Raw genomic sequence first — 14,855 nt, 5'->3', positions numbered from 1 at the left:
TGCATCAGGGCCCGCCGCCCCTGTATCGGAGAGACGCATATAAAAAGGATATCCCATGCGCCCTTCCGGCCGAGAACTGAACGAAATGCGCGCTGTTTCCATTGAAACAGGTTTCACCAAACACGCCGAAGGCTCCGCGCTGATCCGCATGGGCGACACGCATGTGCTCTGCACCGCAACCATCGAAGACCGCGTACCGCCGTTCATCAAGGGTTCCGGTCTTGGCTGGGTCACGGCAGAATACGGCATGCTTCCACGCGCCACCAACACCCGCATGCGCCGTGAAGCCGCAAGCGGCAAACAGGGCGGCCGCACCGTCGAGATCCAGCGGCTGATCGGACGCTCTCTGCGCGCCGGCGTCGATCGTGTGGCCCTGGGTGAGCGTCAGATCACTGTTGATTGCGATGTGCTCCAGGCTGACGGCGGCACCCGGTGTGCCTCGATCACCGGCGGCTGGATCGCCCTTAAACTCGCTGTGAACAAACTGATGAAGGCCGGTGATGTGATCAGTGACCCGCTGACCGATCCGGTGGCCGCGATCAGCTGCGGCATATATGCCGGCCAGCCGGTTCTCGACCTGGATTATCCGGAGGACTCCGAGGCCGGGGTTGACGGTAATTTCATAATGACCGGCTCAAAACAGCTCATTGAGGTGCAGATGAGTGCTGAGGGCTCGACCTATTCACGAGATCAGATGAATGCTTTGCTGGATCTCGCCGAAAAGGGCGTGAGCGAACTGGTCTCAGCACAGAAAGCCGCCACTTCATGACACGACGCTTCGAGGGCAAACGCATCCTGATCGCGACCCATAACGCGGGCAAGCTCGAAGAGATGGAACAGCTCTTTGCGCCGCACGGCGTTGAGGTTGTGGGTGCTGCCGCGATGGAGCTGACGGAACCCGAAGAAACCGAGGATACATTCGTCGGCAACGCCCGGATCAAGGCCCGCGGAGCTGTCGCGGGCACCGGCCTGCCCGCACTGGCTGACGATTCTGGCATCGAAGTCGAGGGGCTCGACGATCAGCCGGGCGTTTATACCGCCGACTGGGCCGAAACGCCGGACGGGCGCGATTTTATGATGGCGATGCAGAAAACGCATGACCTGCTCGTGGCCAGGGGTGTGCCGCAGCCCTGGCGCGCCCGGTTCCGTGCCACCTTTGTTCTGGCCTGGCCCGGCGGTGACGAAGAGGTATTTGAAGGCCGCGTAAACGGCACGCTTGTCTGGCCGATCCGGGGCGGAACCGGACACGGTTATGACCCGATGTTCATGCCCGACGGGTACGACGTGACCTTTGCCGAAATGGACCCGGCAGAGAAAAACAGGGTGAGCCACCGCGCCGATGCCTTCCGGAAACTGATTGCCGGCTGCTTTGGCTGAGGACTGGCAGACAGGCGGCTTCGGGCTCTACATCCACTGGCCATTCTGCGAGGCAAAGTGTCCCTATTGCGACTTTAACAGTCACGTATCGCGCAGCATCGACCAGGCGGCCTGGGCTGCGGCCTATCTGACCGAACTGCGACGCGCGGCGGCTGAAACGCCCGGCCGGGTGCTGAACGCGGTATTCTTCGGTGGTGGCACGCCCAGCCTGATGGACCCGGACACCGTTGCCGCGATCATCACCGAAATTCGCAGGCTCTGGCCGGTGGCAAATGATCTGGAGATCACGCTTGAGGCGAACCCCGGTTCGGTCGAGGCCGGACGGTTCCGGGCCTATCGCGACGGCGGTGTGAACCGCATCTCCATGGGCATCCAGGCGCTGAACGACGATGATCTGCGCCGGCTGGGCCGCATTCACACCGCGCAGGAAGCCATGGCCGCCTTCGATATCGCGCGGGACACTTTTGCCCGGGTCAGTTTCGATCTCATCTATGCCCGCCAGGGGCAGTCCCTCGCGGAATGGGATGCGGAACTGCGCTCTGCCCTGTCAATGGCGGTGGACCACCTGTCGCTTTACCAGTTGACCATTGAACAGGGCACCGCTTTCGGGGATCGCTACAACGCCGGCAAGCTGCGCGACCTGCCCGACGATGATCTGAGCGCGGATCTCTATGCGCTGACCCGCGACATTTGTGGCGCTGAGGGCATGCCCGCCTATGAGGTTTCAAACCACGCCCGCGACAGCGCGCAGTCCCGGCACAACCTGATCTACTGGCGCTACGGTGATTACATCGGGATCGGGCCCGGCGCACACGGGCGACTGACATCAGATGGCGCACGATACGCGACCGAATGTTACTCAAACCCGGCGCGATGGCTTGCCGCTGTCGATACCAGCGCCACTGAAAAACCGAGGCAGCGTCTGAGCCGGGAAGACCAGGCCAGTGAGTTTCTGCTGATGGGATTGCGTCTTGAGGAGGGCGTCAGCCTCTCCCGCTATGAAAAGCTCAACGGTGGGCCACTTGATCCCGGTCGCATCCGGCATCTGAGTGATATCGGAATGATTTACGTGACAGAAGACAGAATTACTGTTTCAGAACATGGGCTTATGGTGCTGAATGCCGTGCTGGCCGACCTCCTGAGCACTTAGTTTCCGCTCAGGATCCGGCAAAGCTCATCCAGCTCTTCCAGCGATGAATAGTGCAGTGTTATCTGCCCCTTTTCGCCGCCCGGCTTATGGGTAAGCTCAACCTTCATCCCCAGCGTCGCGGAAAGATCCCCCTCAAGCGCTTTGGTATCTGCATCCTTCGCAGGTGGAGCAGCTTTCTTCGGTTTGTCCTCGTCACCGCCGGCCTGGGCCTTTTTCACCAGCGCTTCCGTGGCGCGCACGGACAGCCCGCCTTTGATGATCTGCTTTGCCAGCGCCAGCGGGTCGTCGGAACCGATCAGCGCCCGCGCATGTCCCGCGCTCAGCGTATCGCCGCGGACCATGTCCAGAACTGATTCCGGCAGGTTCAGCAACCGCAGCAGGTTCGCAATATGGCTTCGACTTTTGCCAAGCGCCTCGGCCATCTTCTCCTGAGTGTGACCAAATTCATCCATCAGCCGCCGGTAGCCGGCGGCCTCTTCCACCGCATTCAGATCGGCGCGCTGAATGTTTTCGATGATCGCCACTTCGAGCACTTCAACATCGGAAAACTGCCGCACGATGACCGGCAGTTCATGCAGCTTTGCCATCTGTGCTGCGCGCCAGCGTCGCTCCCCCGCAACAATCTCATAGCGTCCGTTTGCCAGCGCCCGTACGATCAGGGGCTGGATGACCCCCTTTTCTTTGATCGAAGCCGCCAGATCATCAAGATCGCCATCCGCAAAGCGCTTGCGCGGCTGATCCGGGTTCGGCGAAATCTGTTCGATAGGGATTTTCCGCTCGGCTGCTGCGGGGCCTGTGGCGGCGCGCTCCTCGGTGTCCGCCACATCCGACATCAGGGCAGAAAGCCCCCGTCCCAAACCACGTTTGCGCTCTGTTCCACCCGACATGTCCCGCTCCCTCACGCCACTTTGGCTTTGTTTTTATGCATAATTTCCTGCGCCAGCGCGCGGTAGGCCTGCGCCCCCTTGGACGCGGTATCATAGGTCAGCACCGGCATGGCATAAGACGGCGCTTCGCTGACCCGTACATTGCGGGGGATACGTGTTTCAAACACCAGTTCTCCCAGATTGTCGCGCGCGTCCTGTTCGACCAGCGTCGACAGGTTGTTGCGCTGATCGAACATCGTCAGCAGCACGCCCTCGATGCGCAGGTTTTTATTTCCTGTCTGGCGCACTTCGCGGATCGTCAGCATCAGCTGAGACAGACCTTCCAGCGCGAAAAACTCACTTTGCAGCGGCACCAGCACCGAATGCGCCGCAATCATCGCGTTAACGGTCAGCAGGTTCAGCGATGGCGGGCAGTCGATCAGGATATAGTCGAGATTGAAATCATCCATCCGCGTCTGGCGCAGCGCATCATGCAACAGAAAACTGCGCTTTTCGTTCGACATCAGCTCCAGATCCGCTGAGCTCAGATCGACCGTCGCCGGCACGATCATCAGATTGGGCGTCACCGTCGGCAAAATGACCGACCCCAGATCAATATCCTCAAGCAAAAGCTCATAGGTGGTGAATTCCCGGTCTTCCATCTCAATCCCGAGACCGGTGGACGCATTTCCCTGGGGATCCAGATCAATGACCAGCACCCGCGCACCGGATTCGGCGAGTGCCGCGGCAAGATTGATGGTGGTCGTCGTCTTGCCAACGCCCCCCTTCTGGTTCGCAACTGCAATGATTTTAGGGCCTTGAGGACGCGACAGGTCAGACACGCTTGATTTCCTTTATCTCAAGAACGGCAGCAGCGGGGTTCGTCTTACTTTTATGCGATGTGATGGAAAATGACCAGGTTTCCTGTGCTCTGGCGACCTCTTTTTCCCAGGTTTCGCCTTTGAAAAAGACGGCGCGGCCCTCAGGATTAAGATGGCGCTCAGCATACCCGATAAGCTCCGTCAGATCAGCAAGCGCGCGGGCAGAAATTACGTCGGCGCCTACAGGTGCAGCAGCTTCAACCCGGGATACCTGTACTGAGGCACTCAGATTAAGCTCTCGTATGACCGTCCTGAGAAACGCGGCCTTGCGCTGATCGCTTTCAATCATGATGATATGACCGGCGGAGTTCCGTTCTTTTGCAAGGACTGCAATGATGACGGCGGGAAATCCTCCCCCGCTTCCGATATCCAGCCAGGTACGCCAGTCTCCGCCAAGCGGATAAGCCTGGGCCGAATCCCATATATGGCGGTTCCACAGATCAGGAGCACTCGATTTAGATATCAGATTTATCCGAGGGTTCCATTTAAGCACCAGATCATGAAATGCAGCGAGCCGCTCAGATGTTTCACGTGAAACATCAATATCAGGAGGCGCCTTTGTATTCATGCGGATCTGCGCTTTTTGACCTGGCGCAGGCGCGCCAGAACAATGGTCATCGCCGCAGGCGTAATCCCGTCAACACGCCCCATCTGCGCAAGCGTCTCAGGACGAGCCCGCGTAAGCTTCACCTGCAGTTCTTTCGACAAACCATCAAGAGAGCTGTAATCAAAGTCAGCGGGAATTGTGAGCGCCTCATCTTTCTGTAGCAACGCAATGTCGCGCTGCTGACGCTCAATATAATTCGCATAAAGCGCTTCACGTTCCATCTGGCGGCGTATCTCAGGCTGCACTTCGGCTAAACGCGTATCAATCTTTTCGACAATGTCAAAACCAACATCCGGAAATGCCAGTAATTCCATTACTGTCCTGCGGGAACCGTCCTGGTTAATCCGCATGCCAGCCGCTGCCGCCTCCGATGGAGTAAACGTTGTATCGGTCATCATATTCCGCGCCGCCTCAAGCGCTTCATGCTTTTGTGACCACGCAGCGGCACGGTCCGCACCAACACATCCAATTGCAATTCCCTTTGGCGTCAGACGCTGATCAGCATTATCCGCCCGCAGAGACAGCCTGAATTCGGCGCGCGAGGTGAACATCCGGTAAGGCTCCGTCACACCCCGGGTTGTCAGATCGTCAATCATAACCCCGATATAGCTTTCAGCCCTTGAAAATATGATCTTACCACGTCCCATTGCGGCGGCGGCCGCATTTAGCCCGGCAACCATCCCCTGAGCGGCAGCCTCCTCATAACCGGTTGTCCCGTTGATCTGACCAGCAAGATACAGCCCGGGGACACTGTCCAGACCCAGCGTCGCATTTAACACCCGCGGATCGACGTAATCATACTCAATCGCATACCCTGGCTGAATGATACCGGCATTCTCCAGGCCATTTATCGACCGGACATACTCCAGCTGGACCCCTTCAGGCAGGGAGGTTGAGATACCGTTCGGATATACTGTATTTGTGTTCAACCCCTCCGGCTCAAGAAATATCTGATGCGAGCTTTTATCAGCAAACCGCACGATCTTATCTTCGATAGAAGGGCAGTATCTCGGGCCCACGCCGTCGATATGACCGCCGTACATCGCCGACTTCTCGAGATTTTCGCGAATGATATCATGTGTTTTCTCATTCGTATGGGTAATTCCACACGAAACCTGCCGCGCAGTGACGCCCTTTGACAAAAACGAAAAAAGGACCGGATCATCATCACCTGGCTGCTCTTCCAGAACATCCCAGTTGATGGTTTTGCCATCAAGGCGCGGTGGCGTGCCGGTCTTCAGACGCCCCGTGGGCAGTTCAAAGCTGTCCACGCGATCTGCGAGCTTTATTGAGGCACGATCACCCATACGCCCACCAGAGCGCGAAACATCTCCGATGTGAATGACTCCACGCAGAAAAGTCCCTGTCGTCAGGACGACTGTTTGCGATGCGATCTCACTTTCATCTGCAAGCACAACACCGGTCACCTTTGTGCCCTGCAACAGGAAATCGGTCACTTCACCAGTGATAATGGTAAGATTTCGCTGACGAACGGTCTCAGAATGCATTTCCCGTTGATAAATCTCGCGATCAGATTGTGCCCGCGGACCCTGCACAGCCGGACCCTTGCGCCTGTTAAGCAGACGAAACTGGATGCCGGCTTTGTCCGCGACCCGCCCCATAACGCCATCCAGGGCATCAATCTCCCGCACAAGATGTCCTTTGCCCAGACCACCGATCGCCGGGTTACACGACATAACGCCAATTCCGGCCTCTGACATGGTCACCAGAGCAGTGCGCGCGCCACAACGTGCCGCCGCATGGGCTGCCTCGGCCCCGGCATGACCGCCGCCAATCACGAGGACGTCAAATTGTTTCACGTGAAACACTCCACTATTTGCCGACGCAGAAGCTGGCGAAAATCTCATCCAGCAGGTTTTCAACATCAATCCGGCCAACAAGCGCTTCAAGAGCTCGAATCGCCGACCTCAGTTCTTCCGCCGCTATATCATAGAGATCCGGCCCGCGACCAACGATCTCCTGTGCTGCATTCAAACCAGCCAGCGCCTGCTCCATTGCAAGCCGGTGACGTTCATGCGTCGCGATTCCAGCATAAGAGCATCGGTTCGAGAGAATTTCCCGAATGTCCTCAATCAGGCCGGTAACACCCTGACCTGTCCTGCCCGAAACGCCCCGGACGCCGTCAACCAATACATCCTGCTTTGGGACAAGGATGATATCTTCCGGCCCGGGAGAAACCTTTAAAGTGGCGCCCTCGGTCAGAAAGACGCGAAGGTCAGCCTTCTCTGCCCGCTCAACTGCCCGCTCAACACCAATCGCTTCAATCTGATCTTCACTGTCGCGGAGGCCAGCTGTGTCCAGAAATGTCACCGCCAGCCCCCCCAGATCCATTTTGACTTCAATCACATCACGCGTCGTTCCGGCAATCTCGGACGTAATCGCCGCATCCCTACCCGCCAGTCGATTGAGCAAAGTCGATTTCCCGACATTAGGTGCGCCGACAATGGCGACTTCGAAACCTGTCCTGATCCGTTCAGCGACAAAAGACCCTTCAATCTCCCCCGTAAGGTCAGACGCCGTGGCGGCCAAAAGTGCTGACACCTCTGGCGACACATCAACGGGCACCTCTTCATCTGCAAAATCAATTGTCGCTTCGAGGAGTGCCGCCGCGCGAATAAGATCACGGCGCCAGATCTCAACCTTTTCCCCTAACGCACCGGAGAACACGCGCACGGCCTGGCGGCGTTGTCCCTCCGTCTCCGCGTCTATGAGATCGGCCAGCCCTTCGACCTGCGCGAGATCCAGCCGGTTGTTTTCAAGAGCCCGTCGGGTGAACTCGCCAGGCTCTGCCAGCCGGCATCCGTCAATTGCGCCAAGCTCTTTCAGGCAACCACGCACAACCGCCACGCTCCCGTGGACCTGCAATTCCACAACGTCTTCACCAGTAAAGCTTTGCGGACCGGAAAAACTGAGCACCAGCGCCTCATCAATCAGATCGCCGGAGGTATCCCGCAACTTTCTCACCGCGGCATGCCTGGGTCCTGGGACGTCCCCACATAATTTCCGAGCCGCGTCGAGCGCATCAGGACCCGAAATCCGGATCACCGATACGCCGGCCCTGCCTTGCGCCGTTGCCAGGGCAAAGATCGTGTCCATTTCTACTAACTCACTGTTATTAAACAGTAATTCAGGTATTCATCGAATCGAAGAACTCAGCGTTATTCTTTGTCTGCTTGAGTTTCGAGATCAGGAATTCGATGGCATCAGTGGTGCCCATCGGATTCAGAATACGGCGCAGCACAAAGGTTTTCTGCAGATCGATCTTATCCACGAGCAGATCTTCTTTCCGGGTGCCGGATTTGAGAATGTCCATCGCGGGGAAGACACGTTTATCAGCAACCTTACGGTCCAGCACGATCTCGGAGTTACCGGTGCCTTTGAATTCTTCAAAGATCACCTCGTCCATCCGGCTGCCCGTGTCGATCAGCGCGGTGGCGATGATGGTCAGCGAACCACCCTCTTCAATGTTCCGTGCAGCACCAAAGAAGCGCTTGGGGCGTTGCAGGGCGTTGGCGTCCACACCACCGGTCAGAACCTTACCTGAGGACGGCACCACGGTGTTGAACGCCCGGCCCAGTCGCGTAATGGAATCCAGCAGAATGACAACATCGCGTTTATGCTCAACAAGGCGCTTGGCCTTTTCGATCACCATATCCGAGACTGCAACGTGACGCGTCGCTGGCTCATCGAAAGTTGAGGAAACAACCTCCCCCTTCACCGAGCGCTGCATGTCCGTTACCTCTTCGGGCCGCTCGTCGATAAGCAGCACGATCAGATAGCATTCCGGATGGTTTTTCTCGATCGAGTTGGCGATGTTCTGCAGCAGAACCGTTTTACCCGTGCGCGGCGGTGCAACGATCAGTGATCGCTGGCCTTTACCGATCGGCGATACCAGATCAATAATCCGCGCGGAGCGGTCTTTGGTTGTCGGATCATCCGTTTCCATCGTCAGTCGCTCGTCGGGATAGAGCGGCGTGAGGTTCTCAAAGGCCACTTTGTGACGTGCCTTCTCCGGCTCCTCGAAGTTGATCTGTGTGACATCGATCAGCGCGAAATACCGCTCGTTGTCATCAGGGGCTTTAATGACACCTTCGATAGTGTCCCCGGTGCGCAGCGAATATTTGCGGATCATCTCAGGTGAGACATAGATGTCATCAGGGCCCGGCAGATAGTTCGCCTCCGGAGAACGCAGAAATCCGAAACCATCCTGGAGTACTTCAAGCACGCCATCTCCGGAAATCTCCCAGCCCTCATCCGCGCGTTCGCGCAGGATCTGGAACATCATCTCGCCCTTACGCATCGTCGAGGCGTTTTCGATCTCCAGATCTTCGGCCATGGAAAGCAGGTCTTTGGGCGACTTGCGCTTGAGATCCGCCAGGTTCAGCGTTTCCATTGGTTCGTTGGTGTCGATCGTGTCAGTTGTCATGGAGATACCCGCAAAGCCGCATGGCCTGGCGGCCCGCAGCGAGAATTCAGAAATGTAAGGTCTGCGCCATCCCCGGACGGGGTGGTGGAAATCAGATAATCGGCCCGCCCGCCCCTGTCAATCAGAACCGCACAACCACCGACAGAACGATCAGCACCATCAGGACTGTGGGGACCTCGTTCATCATCCGGTACTGCCGGCCGGTCAGAGTGTTTTCGCCTGCGATAAACTCTTTGCGCCGCAGTCCCAGCCAGTGATGAAACCAGGTCATCCCCAGCACACCACCGGCCTTGGTCCAGGGCCAGATCTGATCCCAGCTCACAATGCCCGGCGTGAAGACCATGCACAGACCAAAGACCCAGGTGGCAATCATCGCCGGGTTCATGATCGCGCGCAGCAGGCGTCGTTCCATATCCTGAAACATCTGATGGGTCTCGCCCGTCGTGCCCACCTGTTCGGTGTGATAGACAAAGAGCCTAGGCAGATAAAAAAGCCCGGCCATCCAGGCGATCACCGCCATGATATGAAATGCCTTGATCCAGGGATAGGCGTTTAAGAGCAGATCAGTCATTCCGGGCCCCCGTCGGTCCGTCTCTCTTAATAATTAATAAAGAAAGAGAAAAGGATGATGATGTAGGTAGTGTCACGGATTTCTGTGGATTAACGGTTTACCAGGGGCGTTTCCCACAGGTGAACAGTTTCAGACCCATAAATTAACAGATCGGTATGAAATTTTTTAAACAATAAAAATCAGATGGTTGGTTATTGAGTTCATCACCTGGCATTGTAGGAATCTGTGCATAAACCGGTGGAAGAGGTATTATGCACACCGGCCGGTTTATCCTTACCCGCACGGGGGTGAAATCCGCCGGACCTGGTGAGATGAGCACCCGGGCCGGGACTTGCGTCGCACCGGCAATTTGCCCAGAAGAAATGCAGTAACACTCCAGCGTCCCGCACACAGGTTTATTCACATGCCAACGCCCCTGATCCTCGCCTCCGGATCCGAGATACGCGCGCAGCTTCTGCGTCAGGCCGCCGTGGAATTCAGTGTTGTCCCGGCGCGGGTCGACGAAGAGATGGTGCGTGTGGCTCTTCTGGCCGAAGACGCGCCGCCGCGGGATATCGCCGACGCGCTGGCCGAGCTCAAAGCCCGCAGGATCAGTGAAAAGAACCCTGGCGCACTGGTGCTTGGTTGCGACCAGGTGCTTGATCACAAGGGAGCGCTGATGTCCAAACCTGAGACGCCGGAGGATGCCATTGCCCAGCTGCACGCACTGCGCGGTGGCCGGCATCAGCTTATGTCGGCGGCGGTGGTCTGTGAAAACGGCGAAGCGATCTGGCGTCACGTGGGCCAGGTCAGGCTGTATATGCGCGCCGCGACGGATGCTTATATCGCCGGATATGTTGCGCGGAACTGGGACAGCATCCGCCAATCTGTCGGCGCCTATAAACTCGAAGAGGAAGGCGTGCGGCTTTTTCACCGGATTGAAGGCGACTATTTCAATGTGCTGGGTCTGCCGTTGCTGGAGCTTTTGTCCTGGCTCACCCTGCGGGGAGATCTCGAACAATGACCACAGAAAACATCCCGCTGGCAGGCGTGATCGGATCGCCTATCGCGCACTCCCGGTCCCCGCAGCTGCACGGCTACTGGTTGCGCAGGTACGACATTGCCGGGTTTTACGTGCCCATGAACGTAGCGCCAGAAGATGTGGAGACCGTGTTACACACCCTCCCGCGCGCCGGATTTGTCGGGGCAAACGTGACGATCCCCCATAAGGAAGCCGCTCTGAAGATTGCGGATGAAATCAGCGAGACCGCGAGGTCAATCGGTGCGGCAAACACTCTGACGTTCCTGCCGGACGGGCGTATTCATGCAGATAATACAGATGGATACGGCTTCATGGCCAATCTGCGCCAGGGCGCACCGGCCTGGAGGCCGGAATCCGGCCCGGCGCTGGTTCTGGGGGCCGGTGGGGCCGCCCGTGCGGTGATTGTCGCTCTGCTGGATGCTGGTGTCCCGGAAATTTATCTGGCCAACCGGACCCGCGCCCGTGCGGATGAACTCCGCGCGGCCTTCGGGGCAAAAATAACAGTCATCGGGTGGGCTGACGCGCGGGATGCCGTCGAACCCGCGCATCTGATCGTGAACACCACGTCGCTGGGGATGACCGGCAAACCACCACTGGAGATCGACCTTTCAGGTCTGCGACCTGAAACGCTGGTCACTGACCTTGTCTATGCGCCGCTGCGAACGGGTCTTCTTGAAACGGCCGCTGCGCGGGGCTGTGCCACGGTTGATGGTCTGGGCATGCTACTGCATCAGGGCGTTCCGGGGTTTGAAAGATGGTTCGGACATCGCCCCGAGGTCACCGACGCCCTGCGCGATGCGGTGCTCGGCTGATGTTCATCCTGGGGCTCACCGGTTCCATTGGGATGGGCAAATCAACGACGGCGAAGATGTTCGCTGAAGAAGGCTGCGCAGTCTGGGACGCGGATGCTGCCGTGCATCGGCTTTACGTAAAAGGCGGAGCCGCGGTCGGGCCGTTACAGGACGCGTTACCGCAGGCCATCACGGACGGCGCTGTCAGCCGTGATGCCCTGCGCGGCATTATTGCCGGCGATCCGGACGCGCTCAAACGCATCGAAGCGATCGTGCACCCGCTTGTTGCGGCCGATCGCGCCGCGTTCCTGACAGAGACCACCGCAGACATTTCCGTCCTCGATATCCCGCTGCTCTTCGAGACCGGCGGGGATAGGCTTGTCGATGCGGTTGCATGTGTCTCTGTTCCGGGGGAAATACAGGAGAAACGTGTACTGGACCGTGGCACGATGACGCCGGAGCAGTTTGCACAGATCCGTGATAAACAGCTGCCCGATGCCGAAAAACGCGCGCGTTCTGATTATGTGATCATCACTGATACGGTTGAACATGCCCGCGCGCAGGTTCAGAATATCGTCAGGCAGATCAGGGAGAATATGACCAATGCGTGAGATCGTTCTGGACACGGAAACGACCGGCTTTGATCCCGAAACCGGCGACCGGATCGTTGAAATCGGCGCAGTTGAGCTGATGGGCCATATGGCCACCGGGCGCACGTACCATCAGTATATCAATCCCGAACGCGCCATGCCGGAGGATGCCTTTCAGGTGCACGGTCTTGGAGATGAATTTCTTGCCGATAAACCAAAATTTGCCGAGGTCGGTCGGGCCTTTCTGGATTTCATCGGTGATGCAAAGCTGGTCATTCACAACGCGGCATTCGACATTAAATTCCTCAATGCTGAACTGAAATGGATGAAACTGCCGCAGATCCCCTGGGAGCAGGCAATAGATACGCTGGCAATCGCGCGCAAACGCTTCCCGGGATCGCCCGCCTCGCTTGATGCGCTTTGCCGGCGGTTCAATATCGATAATTCATCGCGCACGCTGCACGGCGCGCTTCTCGACAGTGAAATCCTGGCAGAGGTGTATCTGGAACTGATCGGGGGGCGGCAGCCTGATTTCGGCCTGTCGGGTGACAGTCAGAAACCGGGCAGTGACGCAGCGCCCGAATGGACGCCGAGACCCCGTCCGACCGCCCTGCCATCCCGTCTTTCTGAGAAAGAAGCCGCCGCCCATGCCGCCTTTGTGGCAAAGCTGGGCGACGATGCTGTGTGGAAAAAGGCCTGAGGTCAGGCGTCGGCTTTGGGTGTCTCGGCGGCCTGGCGGCGCGCAATCTCATTGCGGTAGAGCGACAGGAAATCAATATTTTCAAGGTTCAGCGGCGGGAAACCACCGTCGCGGGTGATGTCGCTGACAACCCGGCGCAGAAACGGAAAGATCATCCGCGGGCATTCGATCAGCAAAAATGGGTGCAGCTGATCTTCGGGCACGTTCTCGACATGGAAAATACCGGCATAATCGATTTCGAGCACGAAAAGCGTGGTGTCACCTTCTTTCGCCTTCGATGTTACGTTCAGTTTGATCGATGTCTCGTACTGATTATCGGCCGAGCGCTTCTTGGCGTCCAGATTGACCTGCACCTGAACGTCCGGCGTCGTATCAGCCGGCGCGCCCTTCTGGGCCATGATGTTTTCAAAAGACATGTCACGGATGAACTGACCAAGGACGCGCATCTGCGGGGCCTGAACCTGTTCCTGCCCGTTCGGCTGCGCTTGCGGTTGTTCGTCTGCCATTGGTTACTCCTGACGGGAAAATAAAATCAGCGCGTGCTTAGCAGCTTGGCGGGGGCTTCTCAATGCCTGGTCCAGCCGGACGGACCCGACGGCGTATCGTCCTCGGGTCCGGCTTCGGAATACTCGCCTTCGATGACGTCATTCTGGTAATGCGCCCGCCGGGTTTCCTGAAATCCGTCGCGCGGGCCGGGCCCAATGGTCTGAATGTTTACCCGGGCGCGGATCGCGCCGAAAACAGCCGTGCGCACCCCGGGGATCAGCAGCAGAAAACCGATGGCATCGGTAAAAAACCCGGGCGTCAGCAGCAAAGCGCCGGAAAAGAGGATCATCGCACCGTGGACAAGTGGTTCTGTCGGATCTTTCATATCGGAAAACGACGCGCGCAGCTGTGTGAGCGCCAGCGCCCCCTGATTGCGCACCAGAACAGTGCCGATGACGGCTGTGATAACAACCGTTGCAAGGGTCCATCCGAGACCAATTGCGCCGCCGATCTGGATGAAAAGTGTGATTTCAATCAGCGGAACCGCGAGAAAGGCTATAAAGAGCCACATTTTGATACTTCCTTTCATGGCACCGGCAGTGGACTTGGGCGTGCCCCGCACCTACATAAGAGCAGACCGGCTCCGTTTCCACATCGTACCCCGCATGAGGTTTTTATGAATTCGTCCCTGATACAGCTTCTTGTCCTTGCAGGCATCGCTGTTTTTTTGATTCTGCGTCTGAAAAACGTGCTTGGGACCCGCGACGGATTCGAAGCACCGCCCTCGCAGAAACCCGTAACCGACCGGCGCGCGGGCCGCGACTTCGAAGTTATCGAAGGCGGACCCGATCTTGATATTACCGATCACGTCGATGACGGCAGTGATGAGGCAAAGGCGCTTGCCGAAATGAAGCGTGTTGAGCCGTCGTTCAGCGTTACCGAATTCCTTGGCGGTGCGCGTGGTGCTTATGAGATGATCGTCATGGGCTATGAGAACGGCGAGCTCGATCAGATCCAGCCGTTTCTCGCGGAAGATATCTATGATTCTTTCGTTGACGGTGTGGCCGCACGCGAAGACGCCGGCCTGACGATCGAGGCCAACTTCATCGGTGTGCGTGAGATTAAGCTCATGGATGCCACTTTTGACCGCGACACAAACGAGGCTGAGCTGACCATCCGCTTTACCAGCGAGATGACATCGGCGGTGCGCAATGCCGAAGGTGAGATCATCGAAGGCAGCACAACCGAAATCAAGCGGCAGAAAGACACCTGGTCCTTTGCGCGGACCATGGGCGCGGATGATCCGAATTGGTTGCTGGTATCCACAGACGCCTGAGTGCGGCGGTCTGCGCGGCATGCGCGGGGCTG

At 57.8% G+C, this 14,855-nt stretch carries 17 protein-coding genes; 8 read left to right on the top strand and 9 right to left on the bottom strand.

Annotated features, from left to right (window positions below):
* Window positions 1-55: 55 nt before the first annotated feature.
* The 3 genes from rph to hemW are packed head-to-tail and all read left to right on the top strand — an operon-like array spanning window position 56 to window position 2,527.
* Window positions 56-769 (top strand): ribonuclease PH, encoded by a 714-nt coding sequence (rph, locus tag G3256_RS00415; protein ID WP_169638957.1) that lies wholly within the window; start codon window positions 56-58, stop codon window positions 767-769.
* Window positions 766-1,377 carry a non-canonical purine NTP pyrophosphatase gene (locus tag G3256_RS00410; protein ID WP_169638956.1) on the top strand — a complete coding sequence of 204 codons (612 nt, stop codon included), beginning with the start codon at window positions 766-768 and terminating at the stop codon, window positions 1,375-1,377. Before rph ends, G3256_RS00410 begins: the two co-directional genes overlap by 4 nt.
* Window positions 1,370-2,527: a radical SAM family heme chaperone HemW gene (gene hemW, locus G3256_RS00405; RefSeq protein WP_169642263.1), complete on the top strand. Its 1,158-nt coding sequence runs from the start codon at window positions 1,370-1,372 to the stop codon at window positions 2,525-2,527. Before G3256_RS00410 ends, hemW begins: the two co-directional genes overlap by 8 nt.
* Here hemW and G3256_RS00400 read toward each other — a convergent pair.
* From G3256_RS00400 to hemJ, 7 genes are all read right to left on the bottom strand, one after another.
* Window positions 2,524-3,414 carry a ParB/RepB/Spo0J family partition protein gene (locus G3256_RS00400; RefSeq protein WP_169638955.1) on the bottom strand — a complete coding sequence of 297 codons (891 nt, stop codon included), beginning with the start codon at window positions 3,412-3,414 and terminating at the stop codon, window positions 2,524-2,526. The genes hemW and G3256_RS00400 overlap by 4 nt on opposite strands.
* 11 nt (window positions 3,415-3,425) lie before the next feature.
* Window positions 3,426-4,235 carry a ParA family protein gene (locus G3256_RS00395; RefSeq protein WP_169638954.1) on the bottom strand — a complete coding sequence of 270 codons (810 nt, stop codon included), beginning with the start codon at window positions 4,233-4,235 and terminating at the stop codon, window positions 3,426-3,428.
* Entirely contained in the window at window positions 4,228-4,842 is a 615-nt protein-coding gene (gene rsmG, locus G3256_RS00390; RefSeq protein WP_169638953.1) for a 16S rRNA (guanine(527)-N(7))-methyltransferase RsmG, read from the bottom strand. The genes G3256_RS00395 and rsmG overlap by 8 nt, the downstream gene beginning before the upstream one ends.
* A complete protein-coding gene (mnmG, locus tag G3256_RS00385; RefSeq protein WP_206040774.1) occupies window positions 4,839-6,749 on the bottom strand; it encodes a tRNA uridine-5-carboxymethylaminomethyl(34) synthesis enzyme MnmG in 1,911 nt (636 codons plus the stop codon). The genes rsmG and mnmG overlap by 4 nt, the downstream gene beginning before the upstream one ends.
* The gene (gene mnmE, locus G3256_RS00380; RefSeq protein ID WP_169638952.1) at window positions 6,715-7,998 is read right to left on the bottom strand and encodes a tRNA uridine-5-carboxymethylaminomethyl(34) synthesis GTPase MnmE; all 1,284 of its coding nucleotides are present in this window, start codon (window positions 7,996-7,998) and stop codon (window positions 6,715-6,717) included. The genes mnmG and mnmE overlap by 35 nt, the downstream gene beginning before the upstream one ends.
* A gap of 31 nt (window positions 7,999-8,029) precedes the next feature.
* Window positions 8,030-9,328, bottom strand: coding sequence for a transcription termination factor Rho (gene rho, locus G3256_RS00375; RefSeq protein ID WP_206040773.1), 1,299 nt, complete (start codon window positions 9,326-9,328; stop codon window positions 8,030-8,032).
* 121 nt (window positions 9,329-9,449) lie between these two features.
* On the bottom strand, window positions 9,450-9,899 hold the full coding sequence (gene hemJ / locus G3256_RS00370; RefSeq protein ID WP_169638951.1) for a protoporphyrinogen oxidase HemJ: 450 nt from the start codon (window positions 9,897-9,899) through the stop codon (window positions 9,450-9,452).
* 403 nt (window positions 9,900-10,302) lie between these two features.
* Between hemJ and G3256_RS00365 the strand changes: the two genes are divergently transcribed.
* Genes G3256_RS00365 through dnaQ form a run of 4 tightly spaced genes read left to right on the top strand, consistent with a single transcriptional unit; the run spans window position 10,303 to window position 13,001 of the window.
* Window positions 10,303-10,902 carry a Maf family protein gene (locus G3256_RS00365; protein WP_169638950.1) on the top strand — a complete coding sequence of 200 codons (600 nt, stop codon included), beginning with the start codon at window positions 10,303-10,305 and terminating at the stop codon, window positions 10,900-10,902.
* Window positions 10,899-11,732: a shikimate dehydrogenase gene (locus G3256_RS00360; RefSeq protein WP_169638949.1), complete on the top strand. Its 834-nt coding sequence runs from the start codon at window positions 10,899-10,901 to the stop codon at window positions 11,730-11,732. The genes G3256_RS00365 and G3256_RS00360 overlap by 4 nt, the downstream gene beginning before the upstream one ends.
* Entirely contained in the window at window positions 11,732-12,322 is a 591-nt protein-coding gene (coaE, locus tag G3256_RS00355; RefSeq protein WP_169638948.1) for a dephospho-CoA kinase, read from the top strand. Before G3256_RS00360 ends, coaE begins: the two co-directional genes overlap by 1 nt.
* Window positions 12,315-13,001, top strand: a complete 687-nt coding sequence (dnaQ, locus tag G3256_RS00350; protein WP_169638947.1) for a DNA polymerase III subunit epsilon — start codon at window positions 12,315-12,317, stop codon at window positions 12,999-13,001. Before coaE ends, dnaQ begins: the two co-directional genes overlap by 8 nt.
* Before the next feature lie 2 nt (window positions 13,002-13,003).
* On the opposite strand, the gene secB is transcribed toward dnaQ, so the two are convergent.
* Window positions 13,004-13,507, bottom strand: coding sequence for a protein-export chaperone SecB (gene secB, locus G3256_RS00345; RefSeq protein WP_169638946.1), 504 nt, complete (start codon window positions 13,505-13,507; stop codon window positions 13,004-13,006).
* Between the two features lie 59 nt (window positions 13,508-13,566).
* Complete coding sequence (locus tag G3256_RS00340) at window positions 13,567-14,058, bottom strand: FxsA family protein (protein WP_169638945.1); 492 nt, start codon at window positions 14,056-14,058, stop codon at window positions 13,567-13,569.
* Window positions 14,059-14,163: 105 nt separating this feature from the next.
* Between G3256_RS00340 and G3256_RS00335 the strand changes: the two genes are divergently transcribed.
* Window positions 14,164-14,823 (top strand): Tim44/TimA family putative adaptor protein, encoded by a 660-nt coding sequence (locus tag G3256_RS00335; protein ID WP_169638944.1) that lies wholly within the window; start codon window positions 14,164-14,166, stop codon window positions 14,821-14,823.
* Window positions 14,824-14,855 lie beyond the last annotated feature (32 nt).

The sequence above is a fragment of the Roseobacter ponti genome, assembly GCF_012932215.1.
Classification (GTDB): domain Bacteria; phylum Pseudomonadota; class Alphaproteobacteria; order Rhodobacterales; family Rhodobacteraceae; genus Roseobacter; species Roseobacter ponti.
The sequence above is the reverse complement of the archived record's forward strand: the minus strand, read 5'-3'. Positions and strand labels throughout refer to the sequence as shown.